This window comes from Paenibacillus sp. QJM3NY_38, from assembly GCF_056173265.1.
The window spans coordinates 6373956-6393986 of sequence record NZ_CM149665.1 but is presented as its reverse complement, the minus strand read 5'-3'; the positions used below and the strand labels follow the sequence as shown (position 1 = coordinate 6393986).

Genomic DNA, 20031 nt, shown 5'->3' with positions numbered 1-20031 from the left:
GATGTAAAGCTACAGCAAGTCAGAGACGCCGTCTGTAAATAGCTTGCAGGCTAACAGAGCCGCACCATGGGCGGGTGTACGTTCACGATTTCCTTCAGGGAACCGGAGGCGGGGATAACGCGATAGCAGAATGCCGGCGTACGTTTCCCGGAACAATGGCGAATGTTTGAAGATCGAGCCGATCCGCACGAGTTCACTCTCAGCGAATTCAGCTTGCTGCCTGATGAGAGCGCTTGTTGTATCGGCCAGTTCTGCTGCCTGCTGCCGGAGGATACGGTCTGCCGCTTCATCACCGGCTTCGGCTGCTTCTATGCAGCAGCGGGCGAAGGAAGCGATATCCTGTTTCGTTATAGCGGGCTGGTAAATGTAAGATTTGAGATCGGTAATATGCTGGAGAGGATAGGCTGCAACAATCAGGCTGCTCATGATGGTGGGTGGCAAAATGCCCTCATGGCTCTTAATGACAGTTTTCAGAGTCTGAAGTCCGATCTGATAACCGCTGCCTTCGTCTCCAAGAAGATGTCCCCAGCCACCGACGCGGTGAATGTCTCCCGATTTGGTTATAGCGTAGGTATTGGATCCGGTTCCCGAGATCGCAAGGATTCCATACTGCCGTTCCAGTACGGCCATTAATGAAATTTCGGCTTCCGAGCGCATGTAAATATGCATCGAGAGCTGCCGCTGCTGGAGATAGGAATGAAGGAAAGACTGAACTTGGCTCCGTTCTTCTGCAGAGCTCACACCTGACATCCCAAGACATATTGATGTGAATAATAATGACTTATCAAAAAGAGGTGCCAGAAGCCCATCCAACACCGTTCGGAGTTCCTCCATCGCTTTATTAAAGGTTACAATATAAGGATTGGTGGAACCTCCGGTATACCGGGACAACACTTCTCCAGCGCTATTGATAGCGGTTGCTTCAGTCTTGGTACCGCCACCATCAACACCGATAAAAATTTCCATATTGAACCACTTCGCTTTCTATATCCAGTATAGGAGAAAACAGAAGTGTTGTAAAATAAAATTTTAAATCATTAATTAAGTATTGAAATATAATTTCATACAATTTATAATGAACTCAATCCACTGATATTGAAAGCGATACCAGTAATGCTTTCATTCGAGATGTGTAAAGTAATATTACATAGTAGTGACCGTCAGAGGATGATTTGTAAAGGGGGGCAAGAAATGAACGGCGGATTGGTTCGATTGCGTGAGGTGTATGATTCATTAAATCCGTCCGAGCGCAAAGTTGCAGCCTTCATTTTGCAGGAACCGGCAGAGATGATACAGATGTCGGTCGCGGATCTTGCAGTCCGAAGCGGTTCCAGTCAGGCTGCCATTGTGCGCCTGTGCAAAACGATGGGTTTCAAAGGCTATCAGGATCTGAAGCTGAAGGTAGCCGGAGACTTGCAGGAGCCATTAGCCACCGGGTATCAGGATATCCGGCCCAATGACAGCATTTCTGCAATTATACAGAACGTCTCGAACAACAACATTCAATCGATTCGGGATACGATGAAGATTATGGAGGAAGGGAAGGTGGAAGAGGCCGTTCTGGCCCTCGATCAGTCGAAGCGCATTTTTATGTTCGGGGTAGGGGCTTCAAATCTGATCGGGATGGATGCCCAACAGAAATTTTTGCGGATTAATAAGGTATGCATATCTTTTCCGGACCCTCATGTTCAGCTCACCTCGGCGGTGCTGCTGACTCCAGATGATGCGGCCGTATGCATTTCCTACTCCGGTGAAACGGATGAAGTAATCCGCGCGGCAGCTATTGCGAAGGAGAAGGGATGCAAGACGATTGGCATTACCAAATACGGCGATTCTACCTTGAGCCGATCGGTGGACATTCCCTTGTACACTTCCTCCACGGAGAACGAGATTCGCAGTGGCGCGATGTCCTCTCGTATTACGCAGCTTAATCTTATCGATATTTTATATCTTGGCGTCGCCAGCCGGAATTACGAGAATTCAGTGAAATACCTGGATGAGAGCCGGCAAGCGATCAAGCGGTTGTAGTTCATTACGAAAACCACAAATATATAAATGATAAGGGGAGTAGTACATGAAGAAAAAAGGTTGGCTTACATTGTTGGCTTCTTTAATGCTCGTGTTTACCGCAGCTTGCGGCGGTTCCGGCGGGGCGAAGGCTCCGGAAGGCGGAACAGGAACCACTTCGGAAGGAAACGGTGAAGCCGCACCGAAGCAGGATACGGTTGTTGTCTGGACTTATCCGGTACATGGTAAATACGAAGATGAGTTGAAAGAGCATGTAGCGGATCTGAAAGAAAAATATCCGCATATTACGGTCCAAACCGAAGTGCTCTCCTGGGCCGAAGGTCCAAAGAAGTTCGATGTGGCCTTGAATGCCGGCAACCCGCCTGATCTCTATTTCCACGCGGTGGATGGTGCTTATGTGGATACAGGCCTTGCCCTGGAGCTTACCCCTTATATTACGGACGAGATCAAAAACGACTACCTGCCGGGAACGCTTGAACTGGGTCAAATCCAGGGCAAGCAGTATGGGCTTCCGCTGTACCAATCCCTTTGGGCTTGGGGCGGCAACAAGAAAATCCTCGAAGAAGCGGGAATCGACTGGAAGGCCATTCAAGAGAAAGGCTGGACCTGGACCGAGTTCAAGGCAGCTGCCGAGAAGCTGACCAAGAAGCTTCCTAATGGCAATACGCAATATGCGCTGGTAACGGACGGCACTTCGCTGGACTTCATGGAAATGCTGACGCGCAGCAACGGCATGCCGGACGTGCTGAACGATAAAGGCGAGTTCCAATGGAACGACGAACGAATTCTGGATACGATGACCTTCGTGTCGGATCTGATGAAAGCCGGTCATCTGCCTGCCGAGACTGCCGCGATTACGCCGGCAAAACGGATGGACCTGTTCTACGCCGAGGAAGCCGCGATCGTGTCCAAGGCGATCCCTTACTATGACGTGATGCTGCAGAACCGTGCGAAGGATATTGACAGCGGTACGGTCCAAGGGGCGAAAATCGACTTCGTTCTGCTGCCGGTTCCGCATAATGACGGGGCTGAGCGGAAGACATCCATGTTTGGTGAAGGTTACGTAGCGTTCAAGCAGAAGAAGGATAAAGGCGAAGAGCATGCAAAGAACACATTCCTGATCATGGAAGGATTGAGCGGGGCGAAAGCCGGTAATTCCGCCAATGAATTGGTATTGCCTTTCGTACGTAAATCCCAGGCGGAGTTTTATGAAGGTAAAGGACTCGGTACGGAATCTACAATTAAGGCAGCGGAAATTTTCGCAAACTTCAAGGAAATTCCGGTGACTCTGAACCTTGATGCAGAAGCTTCAGGTAACCAGAAGAAGTTTAAGGAGCAAGTGGTGAAGCCGAATATCCAAGCGCTGTTCTCGGGTGAGAAGACGCCGGAGCAGATCGCACAAGACTTCAAGGACAAAGGCAAACAAATTTTAGGACAGTAATTGAAGTTATAAGGGGGTGTCCCGTTGTCCTTAGCAGGAACGATCGGGGCACTCCCTTTTTAAACCAATCGCTCAAGGCTCTATAAGGGCTTCATGAAAATACTTCACCTGTGCGCAAAGGAGGAAATCAAATGCAGACTGCCCCGGCGCAAGCCCGGCCATCACGTCCCCCCCATGAAGGGGTATCTACGCGAATATGGATGGGCGTATTTATTCATTCTGGCCCCAGTCTTGTTGTTCTTGATATTTACGCTTTACCCTGTCGCCTCGGCTTTTCTGATGAGCTTCCAGGAATACAGCGTAATGGGCTCCGAATGGATTGGAACGGACAACTACACACGGATGGTACAGGATGAAGTGTTCTGGAAATCCATGAAGAATACAGTCATATTCACGATCGGCACGGTTCCGGTCAACATTGTCATTACGTATGCTTTATCCTTTTTTATTTTCCAGATGAAGAACAAATGGCAAACGTTCTTTAAGGCTACAATGTACCTGCCGGCCGTTGCTTCCGGCGTCACCATTTCGGTCGTGTGGCTCGCGATTTACGACCCGACGCATGCCGGGCTGTTGAATCGTTTTATCGGTTTGTTCGGATTGGACCCGGTCATATGGCTCGGTAAATCGAACACCGCGCTCTTCTCACTTATCTTGATGAACTGGCTTGGTTCGCATGGCGCGGGCATTATTCTCTATTTGGCCGCCATGGGCGGGATTCCCAAATCGCTCTATGAAGCCGCGGACATCGACCATGCCAGCGGCTGGTCCAAATTCTGGCGCATTACGTGGCCGCTGATGAAACCAACCACATTATACCTGCTGGTGACGGGCGTCATTACGTCCTTCCAGGTGTTTATCTCGGTGTACCTGATGACCCAGGGCGGACCGAACTTCGCGACGACAACGATCGCCTATCTGATTTACAGCACGGCGTTCAACTTCTACGAGTTTGGACTCGCGGCAGCGCAGTCTTTTGTACTGGCTGCATTGATTATTGTCATTTCCATCATTCAGTTCAAGTACTTCTCGTCCGACGTGGAGTACTAACGTTTATTTCTGAAGCTAAAAGGGGGTGCACCTATGAAATCAAGATCAAAAGTGATCATGCTGATTGTGGCTTCGGTCATCCTGGTGGTATGGAGCGTTCTGACGATCATTCCGATGTACTGGATGCTGATCGGTTCTGTGCAGGACACCAAGTCAGCGGCATCGTTTATCCCGAAAATGATACCGGAGGTATTCTCCGTAGCCCCGTACGAGCGTTTTTTTGGCAAAACCGACGTCATGAGGTGGCTCTTTAACTCCTTATTGATCTCATCCATCCTGACGGTGACTAACGTATTCCTGGCTTCGCTCGCAGGTTATGCTTTTGCGAAGCTGAAGTTTCCGGGGAACAAAGCGGTATTCTGGATTTTGCTCAGTACGATGATGATCCCGGCGCAGGTGACGCTGATTCCGCTCTATATTTTGATGATTGACGTGTTTGATCTCGGGAATACATATACGGCTATTCTTCTTCCCGGCATTGTAAGCGTGGGCAACATTTTCTTGATGAAGCAGTACATGTCATCACTGCCTACCTCTCTGATTCATGCAGCGCGTATCGACGCTTGCGGCGAATTCGGCATCTTCTGGAAGGTTATTCTTCCGATGGCGAAACCGGGTCTCGCCGTGCTGGCAATTTTCACGTTCGTTGCATCATGGAACGATTTCTTCTGGCCCTTCCTCGTGACTAACTCGACGGAGATGAGGACGATTCAGGTCGGTCTTGCTTCCTTCGTCTATGCGGACACGACCGATTTCGGCGCACTTATGGCTGGAGCAACCGTCGCGGCACTGCCGATGATGATCCTGTTCTTCTCGCTTCAGCGCTATTTCCTGCAAGGCATCACCATTGGAGCCGTTAAAGGCTAGAAGGAGGCAAAGTTATGGCACGCGTAGAATTCCGCAATATACGAAAAGAATTTGTAGACGACAACAAAGGGACGTTTACCGCTGTAGCGGGGTCGGACTTTGTGATCAATGATAAAGAGTTCGTTGTTTTCGTCGGTCCTTCCGGCTGCGGCAAAACCACTTCCCTGCGCATGATTGCCGGGCTGGAGCGACAAACGTCCGGGGATATCATCATCGGCGACAGAGTGGTAAACAATCTTCACCCGAAAGATCGTGATATCGCGATGGTGTTTCAGGACTATGCCCTGTATCCCCATATGACCATTCGCGAGAATCTCTCTTTCGGCTTAAAGAACCTGAAGAAGCCAAAGGCTTATATTGAGCAAAAGGTATCGCAGGCAGCCACCATTCTCGGCCTGGAGTCGATGATCGACCGGAAGCCGCGCGAGCTGTCCGGCGGACAGCGTCAGCGCGTTGCGGTAGGGCGGGCCATCGTGCGCGATCCGCAGGTGTTCCTGTTTGACGAGCCGCTGTCGAACCTGGATGCGAAGCTTCGCGTCCAGATGCGGGTGGAGCTGTCCGAGCTGCACAAGCGCCTGGAAGCCACCATTGTATACGTCACGCATGATCAGGTTGAAGCGATGACGCTCGGTGAGCGGATCGTCGTGATGAACAACGGAATTATCCAGCAGATCGCATCACCTACCGAGCTGTATGCGAATCCGCAAAATATGTTCGTAGCTGGCTTTATCGGCTCCCCGCCGATGAACTTCATCGATGTGCAGAAGGAAGGGAACGTGCTCCGGATGGAAGGCGGCACATTTACCATCCCGGATTCGATGGCGGATGCGCTGAGCAAATACGATAACGGGCACCTTATCCTGGGGATCCGCCCTGAGCATATTACGGGTGAGGATATGCCGGGCACAACCAATCTGGATTACAAGTACTCCACGAAGGTCCAGGTCGTCGAACATTTGGGTTCGGAGAATCTGGTGTACTTCCGCGTAGGGAACCGGACGGTTACGGCGAAGGTTCACCCTGAAACGACGGGTTATCCGGGCATGGACAAAACCTTCATTTTCAATTTCGATAAAGTGCATTTCTTCGATCCTGAGACGGAGCAGCGTATCGATTGGTAAACAACGACGAAGAGGAGAGGTAAGCTATGCGCAAGCTGAATGATGTGTTGAAGAAGACCGGGGTTGAGATTTACCGTGAGATTACGGCGGTGGCCTTATACAGCATGATTACCTCGCTGGTGCTCGTTACGGTGGTTATGTTCGTTCCGCTATGGACAGCGCTGGTGCTGCTGCCGGTTCTGTACATGCCGTTGTTTTACGGAGTTTGTTATGCGTATCACCGCAGAACGGAACGGGGCAAGTCGAGACTCAAGGATGTGTTTCAAGGTGCGCTTAAGGGATTAGGACCTGCGGTAGTCATGGGTTTCTTCTTCGTGGTGATGGTGCTCATCTTGTGGTCCACCTGGTGGTACTACGGGGGCAAAGAGGGAATCGGTTATCTTGCGATTGGCGTGTTCCAGACCTATTTTGTTATCATGGCGCTCATCTCCCAATTCTACACCTTTCAGCTTGTCATTCAGGAAGGGATGGGCATCTTCAAGGCCATGGCCCACAGCGTGAAGCTGTTCCTGAAGTTTCCGGCGTATACGCTGGGCGCATGCTTTCAAGCCTTCTGCGTTGCAATTCCACTGATGGTTACGGTCGTTGGCTTCGGATTTTTGTTTAACGGCATGTGGGCCATATACCAGCATAAGGTTACGTATAATGTACTGAATCCGGAAGAGGCCAAACCGGCGGAGGACGGTGTCATAGCCTCGAAAGCAGGAGGTGTAAGCATATGACAAGAGGTAACGTACGAAGCGGAATTGACGTGCTGCCGGACATCAAGCATGAGAAAATCACGGGTCGTCGCCTTGGCGTCATTACGAATCCGACGGGGCTCACGTCGGATTTTCGTTCATCTATCGAGGTGATTGCAGGCTTGCCCGAATCGGAGTTGACGGCTTTATTCGCTTGCGAGCACGGGCTGCGCGGCCAGCTGCAGGCAGGCAAGCGCGTCGATGATGAAGTGGACTCGGTATTCGGCGTGCCGGTGTACAGCCTGTATGGCTCGCGGCGTAAACCGGACGCCGACATGCTGAAGGACGTGGATACGGTCATCTTCGATATTCAAGATCTTGGCGTGCGTTTTTATACGTACATGACAACGCTGCTGTATGTCATGGAGGCCTGCGCCGAGCATGGGAAGAGCCTGCTTGTCCTCGATCGGCCGAATCCGCTGGGCGGCAAGCGTGTTGAAGGAGGTTTCCTTAAGCAGGGATATGAATCCATGGTGGGCGGATGGCAGATTCCGATTAGCACCGGGATGACCATTGGCGAATTCGCGCGCATGGCCAATGACATGCGGGGAACAGGCTGCGATCTGGATGTTATTGGGCTCGAAGGCTGGACGCGCGGTATGGAATATACCGACACGGGCCTGCCGTGGGTACTGCCGTCACCGAACATCCCTACGATGGATACGGTACGGCTGTACAGCGGGAACTGCTTCTTCGAAGGGACCAATCTTTCGGAAGGCCGGGGCACGACCCGGCCATTTGAATGGATCGGCGCTCCATGGGTCCATGGGGAAGAGCTGGCGAAGGCGTTCAACGCGTACGGACTGCCAGGCGTTCATGCCCATTCCATGTACATGACGCCTACCTTCTCGAAGCATCAGGGCGAAGGCTGCGGCGGGGTGATGCTCTTTGTCACTCATCCGGCAGAAGTGGAGGCTGTGCGCACAGGCCTTGTGCTGCTTCACCTGGTCAGCCGGATGTACCCGGATCAGTTCCAGTGGCTTAGCCCGCCGGAAGGACGTAGTCGGTACTTTATTGATTTGCTGACGGGCAGTGAGGAAGTTCGACGGCATATCACCGAAGAAGCCGGACTTCAGCGCATGATTGCCGAGTGGGGCAAGGATGCGGAGCAGTGGAGAACGATGCGGGCTCCGTATCTGCTGTACGGGGAGGCGTAAAGCATGCTGTTCTCGCCATGGAAGGATGGAAGGCCTACCGTTGTGGCCGGCTTGATGTCGGGTACTTCGCTTGACGGGATCGATGCGGCCATCGTCCGCATACACGGCAGCGGCTTCGAGGCATCGGTTGAGCTGCTGCATTACTATAACAAGCCTTACGAACCGGAACTCCGTCAGCGGCTGCGCGATTTGTGCAGTGAAGAGAATTCCAATAGCGCTGCTGTTTGCAGTATGAATGCATACTTGGGGTATCAGTTTGGAGCGGCTGTCCTGGAAGCGGTTGCCGATGCCGGCATGCGAATCGATGAGGTGGATCTGGTAAGCTCTCATGGACAGACGATTTGGCATCAGCCCATACCCGAACAAGGGGATCCTTATGCTGTCGCTTCGACTTTACAGATTGGCGATATTTCCGTTATCGCCAAGCACACCGGCAAACTTACGGTAGGAGACTTCCGGCCGGCGGATATGGCGGTTGGGGGGCAAGGAGCCCCGTTTGCGCCATACGGAGATTTGATCCTGTTTCGGCACCCGGAGCGGGGAAGACTGCTGCAGAACATCGGCGGGATCGGCAATTGCACGGCGCTGCCCGCAGGGGCGGATCCTTCGGATGTGCTGGCCTATGATACCGGACCCGGCAATATGATCATGGATGCCGTAGCTCAAATGCTATCCGGAGGGCAGCTTGTGTATGACGACAGCGGGCAATGGGCTGCCCGAGGCAACCCGGATCAGGATTTGTTAAGAGAGATGATGGCGCACCCCTATTTTCATGCAGAACCGCCGAAATCAACGGGCAGGGAACTGTTCGGTCACAACTATGCGGTTTCGTTTCTGGAGCAAGCCAGGCTCAGGAACCTCTCAGATGAGGATACGATGGCCACGGCCACGGCGTTTACGGCATATTCCATTGCGGATAGCTATGTGAAATACGTGTTTCCACGCCACGCAATCGATGAAGTGATCGTAACCGGCGGAGGGGCCCATAACAAGACGCTGCTCTCGATGTTAGGAGAGCTACTGCCGGAGCAGAAGGTGATGACCTCCAAGGCGCTGGGCTTCGATGACGATGCCAAGGAAGCCGTGATTTTTGCGCTGCTGGGCAATGACTTCATGCTCGGCGTTCCTAACAATTTGCCGGCAGCTACCGGAGCGAACAGACCGACCGTAATGGGGAAGCTGGCGCTGCCATAAACCTTCATTAAAGCCAGCAAACGGAAGAGCCTAGCGATGTTCATAGATGATGTTGGAACCGATTGGTTAATTAGTGGATTATCTTTATTACAGTCAAACCCTATAGGGGAGGGGGAGAAACAACATGCTGGAATCTGTCATTCGCGAGCAGCTGGCCGCCGTGGTTGGCGGAAAGTGGTTCAAGGATGATCCGGAGAGCCTCGTTTCTTACAGTTATGATGCTACGCCGTTATATCAAGCGATGCCGGACGGGGTTATCTTTCCCGGAAGTACGCAGGAGGTCTCCGACATCGTCAAAATTTGCTCAAAACATCGCATACCCGTGATTACGCGGGGCGCAGGCAGCAATTTGTGCGGCGGGACCATTCCGCTTCAGGGCGGCCTGATCGTGGTCATGACCCGTATGAATAAGCTGCTGGAAATCGATGCCGATAATCTTACCGCGACCTTCCAGACGGGTCTGAATACGAAGCAGTTTCATCTGGCAGTTGAACGGACCGGATTATTCTATCCTCCGGATCCAAGCAGCATGATCATCTGCACGATGGGCGGCAACATCGCTCTGGGGGCTGGTGGCCTGCGCGGCTTGAAGTATGGAACGACCAAGGATTACGTACTCGGCTTGGAGGCTGTATTGCCGGACGGGAGCATCCTGCGCACAGGCGGCAAGCTGGTGAAGGACGCCGCAGGGTACGATTTGACCCGACTGTTGGTAGGATCGGGCGGTACGCTGGCCATTCTGACCGAGGCCACGGTCAAGTTGATTCCGAAGCCTTCTTACAGGAAGGCCATGGTTGCCGTCTATGACGATCTCAACGCGGCGGCCCGAACGGTTTCGAATATTATAGCGAATCATATTTTCCCGTGTACCCTGGAATTTATGGATCAGCCGACCCTCCAGGTGGTTGAGGATTTTGCCAAAATCGGACTGCCGGTACACGCCAAAGCGATGCTGGCGATTGAGCAGGACGGCAGCATCGATGATGTGGAGCGGGATCTGAAGAAGCTGGAAGAGATATGTCTCGCCTCCGGGGCGGTTCAGCTTAACATCGCCAAGACACCGGAAGAAGGTGCGAAGGTAATGGAGGCAAGGCGGAGCGCGCTTGCGGCGCTGTCCCGATTGCGGCCGACCACGATCTTGGAGGACGCGACGGTTCCGCGTTCGAAGATTGCGGACATGGTGCTTGAAGTTCAGCGTATCGCACAGAAATACGACGTGCAGATTTGCACATTCGGCCATGCCGGAGATGGCAACCTGCATCCGACCGCGATGACGGATGCCCGTGACCCGGAAGAGATTCACCGCGTGGAGGAGGCATTCGCCGAAATCTTTGAGGCTGCGATTGCCATGGGGGGTACCATTACCGGCGAGCATGGCGTTGGTATCGTGAAGGCCCCTTACCTGGAATGGAAGGTGGGCAAAGCCGGCATCCAAATGATGAAATCCATTAAGGATGCGATCGATCCGCATCAGATCATGAATCCCGGCAAGTTGTTTGCGGAAACCCGGAAGCGGATTGTCTTCCAGGAGCGGACGGAGCAGGCAGAGCGGGGCTCGATCTCGGATCAGGATCAGAAGATCGAAACATCGTGAGAGGAGGCGATAGCGCATGAATTCAACCCATGAGAAGCTTGCACAATCGCTGAAGCTGACGCTGGATGAGGATCAATTGACAAACTGTATGCGCTGCGGGTTTTGCCAGACCGCCTGTCCGACATTCCTTGAGACAGGGCTCGAAGCTGCTTCCCCGCGCGGGCGGATTGCGCTTATGAAAGCGGTTGTGGATGGTTTGATGGAACCGGATGAAAGCTTTCGTAGCCAGATGGATCTTTGTCTGGGCTGCAGAGCCTGTGAGCCTGCTTGTCCTTCCGACGTGAAATACGGTCAGCTGATCGAGCAGACCCGGGCGGCCATTGCGGCGGAGAAGCCTTATTCGCTGCCGGTACGAGTCGTCCGAAAGACGTTCCTGCAAGGGATATTCCCGCATCGCGGTAGACTGAAGCTGATCGGAAAGACACTTTCGTTCTATCAGAAATCCGGGCTGCAGAAGTTTGCGCGCAGCTCCGGGGCCATGAAACTGTTTCCCGACCATCTTCAGCAGCTGGAAAAGGCGCTGCCTGACGTAACAGGCGATGGCCTGGAAGAGCTGTGGAGCAAGGCTGGCTTGCCCTACCGCCGCGAGAAGACAGACAGCAGTTCGGGGCTTATGGTTATCCCTGCGGCCGGATCTAAGGTCGGCCGGGTCGGCATGTTCCGTGGCTGCATTATGGACGTCATGTTTGCATCCACGAACGTGAACACCGTACGGCTGCTGCGTCAGGCCGGGTTCGAGATTGTCATTCCGGAGGAGCAGGTATGCTGTGGTGCGCTGCATGCCCATGCAGGTGAAATGGACGATGCCAAACAGCTGGCCGGCCGGAACATATGGGCTTTTGGAGAAGCGAACGTCGATTACATTGCAAGCAATGCGGGTGGCTGCGGTGCCCTGCTGAAGGAATATGATCATCTGATGCATGCCGAACCGGATGAGCGGCTTCAGCAAGCGGCTGTTCTTTTTGCAGATCAGGTGAAGGATATTTCCGAGCTGCTGCACAGCCTCGGTAGGCCGCTTACGCCGGTTCATGCGAAAAGCGCACAGAAAGAGGCCATAACTGTCACCTATCAGGACTCCTGCCACTTGCGTAATGTGATGCGGGTGCAAGGAGAGCCGCGCCAGCTGATGCAGCAGCTTCCGGGCGTACAGATGTGCGAGCTGCAGGGGGCTGAGGTATGCTGCGGTTCAGCCGGCATTTATAATCTGACCCAGACGGAAATGTCAACCACGCTGTTGGATCACAAGATGGAACATGTGGAGGCTACCGGAGCCAAGGTCATCGTAACTTCGAACCCGGGATGTCTGCTGCAGATGAAGTGGGGGATCGAGCGTGCCGGCATGCAAAATGGCGTAGAGGCCGTTCATCTTGCAGATTTTCTGGCTGAGCAGGTGCTGATTGAGGATAAGCCGTGACGAATGGTACAAATGGGGCAGCTTCATGGTCATTATGATCGTGGGGGTGCCTTTTTTAAGTCTGATTTATCATCATTCAGCGTGTTCATTGCGATCAGTTATTATATAAAATGGTTCTCAAACAGCGTAAATCTTATCAGTACAGTCATATAAGGATCGATATAGTGAAAAAAATATGGATGTTACAGTGATTAAGCGACGAACCGGTTTACATCGTTTCCTATCAACGGTATGGTAGATCGACAGGGGGATTTTTCCCCTCACAGGGTTCATAAACGTACATATGAGCAAAATGCAATCATGCGAGGAGGAGAGCGATACCATGAAAGAGAGCTTTGATCCGTCACTCATAGACCGATTGGAAAGTCCGGAAAGGAAGAAGGAGTTACCGGCATCTTCGCTGCTGGAAAAGCTCCAAGTGAGCGGCGAGGTGGATGTCCTTGACATCGGGGCAGGTACCGGTTATTTTTCTATACCGGCAGCCTCGTTAACGACAGGGACGGTTTACGCGCTGGATACCGAGCCGGCCATGCTGGACATGATGCGGAGGCGTGCACAGGAACAGGGACTTGCGAATATTAAGGTGATGGAGGGGCTGCTGGAAAGTCTTCCTTTTGAGCATGAAGCTGTGGATCGAGTCATTGCCTCCCTGATCCTTCATATTACCGAGCAGTTGGAGCAATCCATCCGCCAGATGGCAAGAGTGCTGCGGCCAGGAGGGCGATGCTTGTGTCTGGAGTGGCAGGAGGACCCAGCCGAGCAGCGGGTTCCCCGTCCGAATCGGGTTGATCCACATGTGATGAAGGATATGTTGGAGCAAGCAGGGCTGCATGTGGAAGGAATCGAGTATCCTACGGAGCGTCATTATCTGATCATCGCCAGTAAATAGCCAATGACAATGAAGCCTCTTGCTGGATGCCCTTTCCCCTTTAGATCTTGCCGTCCAGCGCCGCCTCACCGTGATCTGCGGAGGTAGATCCCAGATTGGGTGTATTTATGGATACACAGCTGGAACATTTTGGGGGAGGGGGCCGTCTAAGGATTGAGGTGATTCATTGATGAGAAAATCCATGGCTATCATACTAAGCTGCTTGCTGCTGCTCATGAGCCTGTACGCGGTCAAACCAGCCAACGTATTTGCTTGCTCCTGTGCGGGGCCGCCTACGGTTGAGGAGGGCCTGGAACGGAGTGCAGCGGTATTTGCAGGCAAAGTGACCAAGCTGGTTGGCCCGAAGGCGAAGCTGGTGATGTCATCCGCAGATCCGGTCCATGTTACGTTAGAAGTAACGGAAGTATGGAAGGGCGAATTAGCTGGAATGACGCAGCTTACAACGGCGGTGTCATCAGCCAGCTGCGGTTATGATCAATTTGCCGTAGGAAGCGAATTCCTGGTGTTCGCGTCTGCCGAATCGGGTCAGCTCAGAACAGGGATGTGTGATGGTACGAAGCTCCTCTCCACCGCAGGCCAAGAGCTAACTGAGCTTGGAGATGGATATCCTCCAGAAGATGCATCTGCTCCGAGTGAATCAGGGCCTGATACCCTTGCTGAGGGGCACCCTCCAGGTGAAGGTCGGGGTGCAGGTCCATCTCCATTCTTACTGAAGCCCGTCTTGTGGATAGCGGCAGCAGTGCTGCTGGCAGCGGGAGGAGGGCTCTATTTTTAGAGGAAGAATAAGAGAAATATATAGGGAATGTATAAATTTCTGCAACTCTTTTGGCGCGGCTAAACAGCTATGCTGTAACTCTTGTAATTCAAGTGAAGGGGAGCAGCAGATGAGCACAGTCGTCATTTCGTGGCACGAACATATCTTTCAGCTATTTCTGATAAGATGGAACCTTTATCGTCGATAAACGGGGTAAAGGTTTTTTTGTTTCCTTCTGCCTTTGGATTCGTATTAAAGGTAGAGCTTGCGATATTGCATTTGCAGTTGATGTGGTTTTGGCTGCCGTTGCCCTGCCATGACGCTGCCGGAAACAAGTGGAAAGCTAAAGAAACGGCCCGTTTGATATAATGAACCTAGGAAAAAAAGAAAGGAATTGTGATCTCGCGTGTAAAATTATCGTTTCTGCGCAACCTTACATTATATTTATGATATGAGGAGAAACGATTGTCATTGGATACATGAAGTTCGAAGTTAGATAAAATGCTGCGTGCCCTGATTCTGTTCATGGTCATTGAGAGCCATATGACTTTCTGGGTTACAGCCGAGTTGAAGCTGCCTCCGAGGATGCAACAAGCATACGCCTCGGTTCCCGTGCCTGCCCGCGTGTAAACCGAAAGACAGGTATTCCTAATGGAAATGATTGAGGTTCCTTTGGCTTAGGAGTAGAATAAGATGAGGTAGGGCGCTTTTCGCTTTTCTTTTTTTGGATACAGACCAGAAGAAAGCAGATACACCTTGTGATTGTGAATCAGCCTTATTGGCCGGGGAGTGGGGAGAGGCAGATGCCTGTCCTTCAGAATCTTCGGTCAGCTAAGGCTTTTTGATTTGAATAGGAGATAACAGCCATATGAGAAGGAGTGAGCAGGATTGATAATCCTTAAAACACCAGAACAAATCGCCAAGATGAATAAGGCAGGGGACATTCTCGCCGAATGCCACCGGCAGATTGCCAAGATGATTAAACCGGGCGTGACGACATTGGAGATTGATCAATTTGTCGAGCGGTTTCTGGCAGAGCGCGGCGCGACACCGGAGCAGAAGGGGTATCACGGATATCCATATGCCACCTGCGCGTCGGTTAATGACGTGATTTGCCATGGTTTTCCGAGCAAGGAGCCATTAAAGGACGGGGATATCGTTACCATTGATATGGTGGTGAAGTATGATGGCTGGCTCGCTGATTCCGCGTGGTCTTATCCGGTCGGAAACGTGTCCGAGGAAGCGCAGCATCTGCTGGATGTAACGAAGAAATCCCTGTATCTTGGCATTGAGCAAGCGGTGATCGGCAACCGAATCGGAGACATCTCACATGCGATTCAAACCTATGCGGAATCCCAAAATTTATCGGTCGTCCGCCACTTCGTAGGGCATGCCATCGGCGAAAATATGCATGAGGAGCCCCAGGTGCCGCATTACGGCCCGCCCAACCGCGGGACGCGTCTTAAAGAGGGCATGGTCATTACCATTGAACCGATGCTGAATCTAGGCACATATCAATGCAAGATCGATTCAGACGGATGGACCGCAAGAACGGTGGACGGCAAATGGTCCGCGCAGTATGAGCATACGCTTGCCATTACCAAGGATGGCCCGGTGATCTTGACGGAGCAATAAGATGCGACTCCGTAGGGGCGTTGCTCCTATGGAGGTAAGCGGATGTACAAGCTACGAGGCTGTGTTCAGGCAATCCGTATACAGACGCATCCGAGATTGTGCCTACAGGAAGACTCCAACGGAGCAGGCGGAATTGTTCTGTAGAAGCGAAGCGTTCGCCTTTGCCCCCGGATATCAACGATATATATCGTGATTCAAGGGAAATCTGGGGGCAACAGCGATCGGAAGAACAAACCGCATGCGTAGTGATGTGGTACCATGCAGAATTCGACATTTGAGAATAGTCGCAAGTGAATTTTCATTAAGGTCTAAAAAAAGAAATGCTCCAACGGAGCAGGCGGAATTGTTCTGTAGAAGCTCAGCGTTCGCCTTTGCCCCCGGATATCAACGATATATATCGTGATTCAAGGGAAATCTGGGGGCAACAGCGATCGGAAGAACAATCCGCATGCGGAGTGATGTGGCACCATGCAGAATTCGACATCTGAGAATAGTCGCAAGTGAATGTTTCATTAAGGTCTTAAAAAAGAAAGACTCCAACGGAGCAGGCGGAATTGTTCTGTAGAAGCGCAGCGTTCGCCTTTGCCCCCGGATATCAACGATATATATCGTGATTCAAGGGAAATCTGAGGGCAACAGCGATCGGAAGAACAAACCGCATGTGGAGTAATGCGGTACCATGCAGAATTCGACATTTGAGAATAGTCGCAAGTGAATTTTTCATTAAGGTCTAAAAAAAAGAAATGCTCCAACGGAGCAGGCGGAATTGTTCTGTAGAAGCGAAGCGTTCGCCTTTGCCCCCGGATTTCAACGATATATATCGTGATTCAAGGGAAACCTGGGGGCAACAGCGATCGGAAGAACAAACCGCATGTGGAGTAATGCGGTACCATGCAGAATTCGACATTTGAGAATAGTCGCAAGTGAATGTTTCATTAAGGTCTTAAAAAAGAAATGCTCCAACGGAGCAGGCGGAATTGTTCTGTAGAAGCGCAGCGTTCGCCTTTGCCCCCGGATATCAACGATATATATCGTGATTCAAGGGAAATCTGAGGGCAACAGCGATCGGAAGAACAAACCGCATGTGGAGTAATGCGGTACCATGCAGAATTCGACATTTGAGAATAGTCGCAAGTGAATGTTTCATTAAGGTCTAAAAAAAGAAATGCTCCAACGGAGCAGGCGGAATTGTTCTGTAGAAGCGCAGCGTTCGCCTTTGCCCCCGGATATCAACGATATATATCGTGATTCAAGGGAAATCTGGGGGCAACAGCGATCGGAAGAACAAACCGCATGTGGAGTAATGCGGTACCATGCAGAATTCGACATCTGAGAATAGTCACAAGTGAATTTTCATTAAGGTCTTAAAAAAGAAATGCTCCAACGGAGCAGGCGGAATTGTTCTGTAGAAGCGAAGCGTTCGCCTTTGCCCCCGGATTTCAACGATATATATCGTGATTCAAGGGAAATCTGGGGGCAACAGCGATCGGAAGAACAAACCGCATGCGGAGTGATGCGGTACCATGCAGAATTCGACATCTGCGAATAGACGCCACTCCCAGTTTTTCTTATAATAGAGTAATCATTTTACAAGCGAAGGGAACATGGAACATGACGATACGAAAAGCACTAACCGTAGCCGGCTCGGACACGAGCGGGGGCGCTGGCATCCAGGCGGATCTGAAGACGTTTCAGGAATTTGACGTATACGGTATGACCGCACTGACCACGATTGTCTGCATGGAACCAAAGACATGGGATCATCAGGTTTCCCCGGTGGCGCTGGATATTGTAGAAACGCAGTTGAAAACCGTGCTTGAGGGCATTGGCATCGACGCCATGAAGACCGGCATGCTCGGATCCGTAGAGATCATCGAGCTCGTGTCCCAGTATATCGATCGCTATAATCTGGAGCGGATCGTCATCGATCCGGTGATGGTTTGCAAAGGCACGGATGAAGTGCTGCAGCCGGAAAATACGGAAGCGATGCTGGAGTTCCTGCTCCCGCGCGCCGATCTGGTAACGCCAAACCTGTTCGAGGCGTCCCAGCTGGCCAAGTCCGGCCCGATCACGACCCTGGATCAAATGCAGGAGGCGGCGGCCATCATTCATGAGCGCGGCGCGAAGAATGTGCTGATTAAAGACAGAGGCAAGATCCGCGAAGGCAAAGCGATGGACCTGCTCTATGACGGAAACAGCTTTGAATGGTTCGAGGCCGATACCATTGTAACGAAATACACCCATGGTGCAGGCTGCACGTCATCCGCTTCCATTACGGCTAATCTTGCCAAAGGTTTGACTGTTCGCGAGTCGGTACAGCAAGCGAAGGCATTCATTACCCAAGCCATCTCCAATGGCTTCCCGCTGAATGAGTTCGTAGGTCCGACAAGACATTCCGCGCACCGCAGTTTATCTGCAAATTAAACCAAATACACTTTTTTGCAAGCTTATTCATGCATGGAATTCGGCTTGCAGGAGTGACCGAAAACCTTTCTTCCAAGAAGAAAGGTTTTTTTGTTGTTAGTTGAACTCGCTGCATATAGTGTATAGGAGCTATGGCATGCTTCGTTTTACGCGGTTTTTACACAGGGATAGAGCCGCTTAGGTCCTTTCCAGTATAATTATGTGCTATAATTTATAAAGGGTCTGATAGAAGCAGGAAGAAAATGTTTAGGGGTTGAGACATGTTTCAGGACATTTTGGAATTTTTGAAAAATTTTGGTCCATGGGGATTGTTTATTCATTCGTTTGCTGATGCTGTAATTTTTCCGGTTCCCGCTTTTTTTCTGCAGGTTTCGCTTAGCATCATGCACCCGCAGGATGCGCTGTGGCTCGCAACGTACGGTTTTATCGGGTGCTTGCTGGGGACGCCGCTGGGTTATTTAATCGGAAAGCTGCTTGGGAAGTCGGTACTATACAAGATTTTGAAAAAAGAGTGGATTGACGCTGCAACGAACATGTTTCAGAAAAACGGCGAGGCCGCGATATTGATTGGTTCCTTCACGCCGGTGCCCTTTAAGGTGTTCACGATTCTATCGGGGTGTTTGAACTTCCCGTTATGGAGACTTCTGGCTTATGCCGCTGTGGGCAGAGCCACCAAGTTTTATGTTGTAGGCACCTTGTTTTACCTGTACGGTAACGCGGCAGAAGGCATGGTTAAGGACGTATCGTTATACATTGCGCTTATTGCCGTTCCGCTTCTGTTGATCGGTGTGTACTTTAACCGCAAACGCAAGCGCAAGAAGATGGAGCAGGAAAAGCTCGCTGAAACTGCTGGTGAATCTAGTCCAGTTGTGGTCGAAAAGACGGTACTGGAGCAGACGTCGGACCAGACTCCATCGGCTTAACGCTGAACATTGACGTGGTGGCTACGCTCCCGTGAGAATCATATAAAAAAGCAGCCGGGTGAGAGCCCGGCTGCTTTTTTCCAAGGTATCAGAGAAACATATTTATATGATAGCTAAATATTTCGGTATTAACCCGTTTTTCCGAATCTGAAGAACTTGCCTCGGCCTTTCGTTGTCACAGGAGTAAACGTCGGTGATGGGGACAGCGGGGATGTCATGTCTTGAGCAAGATACCCGTGGAGAGGTCCACGGTAGACTTCATTCAACTGCGGTGAATGGGAGAAATCCTCCGGCGTTACGAGATGACAAGGCTTGTTTACAGGCCGCAGGCCTGCTTGCTCCAGCACCGTAGCAACAAAGTGGGAGCAGAAGAAAGCATCGTCACGATCAATATGAATCCGAAACAATATACCCAGCAGCCCTAGCAGATTATATTTGTAGCGGTCCTGATCACGCATCATCTCTTTGACAAGGTTGTGCATGCGTTGATAGTCTTCCTTACTGACGCGGAAGTGATAAACCGCGCATTCCGAAGTGTAGAAGAAGGGGTCGCGCAGATTTTCGCGAACTAAACCGCCGTCAAACGGATTGTTCGCCTTCTTTCGCCCAAAGCTGTACACTTCGCGTAATTCGGAATCAAACGCGATGGATGCATGGTTGAGTGGGGCCTTCGTGAAATATTGGATCATTCTGCTGAACCAGGTGCCCGTGCCTGTAAGCACAATCCAAATATCTTGTTCCGTGTACATACTCGCAAACTCCTTTGTTAACGGTCCTAACGACTAGCAATTGTAAATGAC

At 51.5% G+C, this 20031-nt stretch carries 17 protein-coding genes; 15 read left to right on the top strand and 2 right to left on the bottom strand.

The window, feature by feature from the left end:
• Nucleotides 1–9 precede the first annotated feature (9 nt).
• The gene (locus AC0VZ8_RS29705; RefSeq protein WP_260068203.1) at nucleotides 10–966 is read right to left on the bottom strand and encodes a BadF/BadG/BcrA/BcrD ATPase family protein; all 957 of its coding nucleotides are present in this window, start codon (nucleotides 964–966) and stop codon (nucleotides 10–12) included.
• Nucleotides 967–1191: 225 nt separating this feature from the next.
• Here AC0VZ8_RS29705 and AC0VZ8_RS29700 point away from each other — a divergent pair, with 225 nt between their 5' ends.
• From AC0VZ8_RS29700 to AC0VZ8_RS29630, 15 genes are all read left to right on the top strand, one after another.
• On the top strand, nucleotides 1192–2028 hold the full coding sequence (locus AC0VZ8_RS29700; protein WP_036643553.1) for a MurR/RpiR family transcriptional regulator: 837 nt from the start codon (nucleotides 1192–1194) through the stop codon (nucleotides 2026–2028).
• Between the two features lie 46 nt (nucleotides 2029–2074).
• Nucleotides 2075–3469, top strand: coding sequence for an ABC transporter substrate-binding protein (locus AC0VZ8_RS29695; RefSeq protein WP_260068204.1), 1395 nt, complete (start codon nucleotides 2075–2077; stop codon nucleotides 3467–3469).
• Nucleotides 3470–3643: 174 nt separating this feature from the next.
• Nucleotides 3644–4519, top strand: a complete 876-nt coding sequence (locus tag AC0VZ8_RS29690; protein ID WP_475487782.1) for a carbohydrate ABC transporter permease — start codon at nucleotides 3644–3646, stop codon at nucleotides 4517–4519.
• 33 nt (nucleotides 4520–4552) lie between these two features.
• On the top strand, nucleotides 4553–5386 hold the full coding sequence (locus AC0VZ8_RS29685) for a carbohydrate ABC transporter permease (protein ID WP_009590118.1): 834 nt from the start codon (nucleotides 4553–4555) through the stop codon (nucleotides 5384–5386).
• A gap of 14 nt (nucleotides 5387–5400) precedes the next feature.
• A complete protein-coding gene (locus tag AC0VZ8_RS29680) occupies nucleotides 5401–6507 on the top strand; it encodes an ABC transporter ATP-binding protein (RefSeq protein WP_071219697.1) in 1107 nt (368 codons plus the stop codon).
• A gap of 26 nt (nucleotides 6508–6533) precedes the next feature.
• Complete coding sequence (locus AC0VZ8_RS29675; RefSeq protein WP_071219696.1) at nucleotides 6534–7229, top strand: hypothetical protein; 696 nt, start codon at nucleotides 6534–6536, stop codon at nucleotides 7227–7229.
• Nucleotides 7226–8404 carry a DUF1343 domain-containing protein gene (locus tag AC0VZ8_RS29670; RefSeq protein WP_475485273.1) on the top strand — a complete coding sequence of 393 codons (1179 nt, stop codon included), beginning with the start codon at nucleotides 7226–7228 and terminating at the stop codon, nucleotides 8402–8404. Before AC0VZ8_RS29675 ends, AC0VZ8_RS29670 begins: the two co-directional genes overlap by 4 nt.
• Nucleotides 8405–8407: 3 nt before the next feature.
• Nucleotides 8408–9598, top strand: a complete 1191-nt coding sequence (locus AC0VZ8_RS29665; protein ID WP_475485272.1) for an anhydro-N-acetylmuramic acid kinase — start codon at nucleotides 8408–8410, stop codon at nucleotides 9596–9598.
• Nucleotides 9599–9722: 124 nt separating this feature from the next.
• Nucleotides 9723–11192, top strand: coding sequence for an FAD-linked oxidase C-terminal domain-containing protein (locus AC0VZ8_RS29660; protein WP_260068210.1), 1470 nt, complete (start codon nucleotides 9723–9725; stop codon nucleotides 11190–11192).
• A 16-nt stretch (nucleotides 11193–11208) separates the two neighbouring features.
• The gene (locus AC0VZ8_RS29655; RefSeq protein ID WP_475485271.1) at nucleotides 11209–12606 is read left to right on the top strand and encodes a (Fe-S)-binding protein; all 1398 of its coding nucleotides are present in this window, start codon (nucleotides 11209–11211) and stop codon (nucleotides 12604–12606) included.
• Between the two features lie 322 nt (nucleotides 12607–12928).
• Nucleotides 12929–13495, top strand: coding sequence for a class I SAM-dependent methyltransferase (locus AC0VZ8_RS29650; protein ID WP_260068212.1), 567 nt, complete (start codon nucleotides 12929–12931; stop codon nucleotides 13493–13495).
• A 169-nt stretch (nucleotides 13496–13664) separates the two neighbouring features.
• Nucleotides 13665–14270, top strand: coding sequence for a hypothetical protein (locus tag AC0VZ8_RS29645; protein ID WP_475485270.1), 606 nt, complete (start codon nucleotides 13665–13667; stop codon nucleotides 14268–14270).
• An 867-nt stretch (nucleotides 14271–15137) separates the two neighbouring features.
• The gene (map, locus tag AC0VZ8_RS29640) at nucleotides 15138–15884 is read left to right on the top strand and encodes a type I methionyl aminopeptidase (RefSeq protein WP_260068214.1); all 747 of its coding nucleotides are present in this window, start codon (nucleotides 15138–15140) and stop codon (nucleotides 15882–15884) included.
• Nucleotides 15885–17495: 1611 nt separating this feature from the next.
• Nucleotides 17496–18308, top strand: a complete 813-nt coding sequence (gene thiD / locus AC0VZ8_RS29635; RefSeq protein ID WP_475485269.1) for a bifunctional hydroxymethylpyrimidine kinase/phosphomethylpyrimidine kinase — start codon at nucleotides 17496–17498, stop codon at nucleotides 18306–18308.
• Nucleotides 18309–18568: 260 nt separating this feature from the next.
• Nucleotides 18569–19231 carry a YqaA family protein gene (locus AC0VZ8_RS29630; protein WP_071219687.1) on the top strand — a complete coding sequence of 221 codons (663 nt, stop codon included), beginning with the start codon at nucleotides 18569–18571 and terminating at the stop codon, nucleotides 19229–19231.
• Between the two features lie 128 nt (nucleotides 19232–19359).
• On the opposite strand, the gene AC0VZ8_RS29625 is transcribed toward AC0VZ8_RS29630, so the two are convergent.
• The gene (locus AC0VZ8_RS29625) at nucleotides 19360–19980 is read right to left on the bottom strand and encodes a hypothetical protein (RefSeq protein WP_071219685.1); all 621 of its coding nucleotides are present in this window, start codon (nucleotides 19978–19980) and stop codon (nucleotides 19360–19362) included.
• Nucleotides 19981–20031 lie beyond the last annotated feature (51 nt).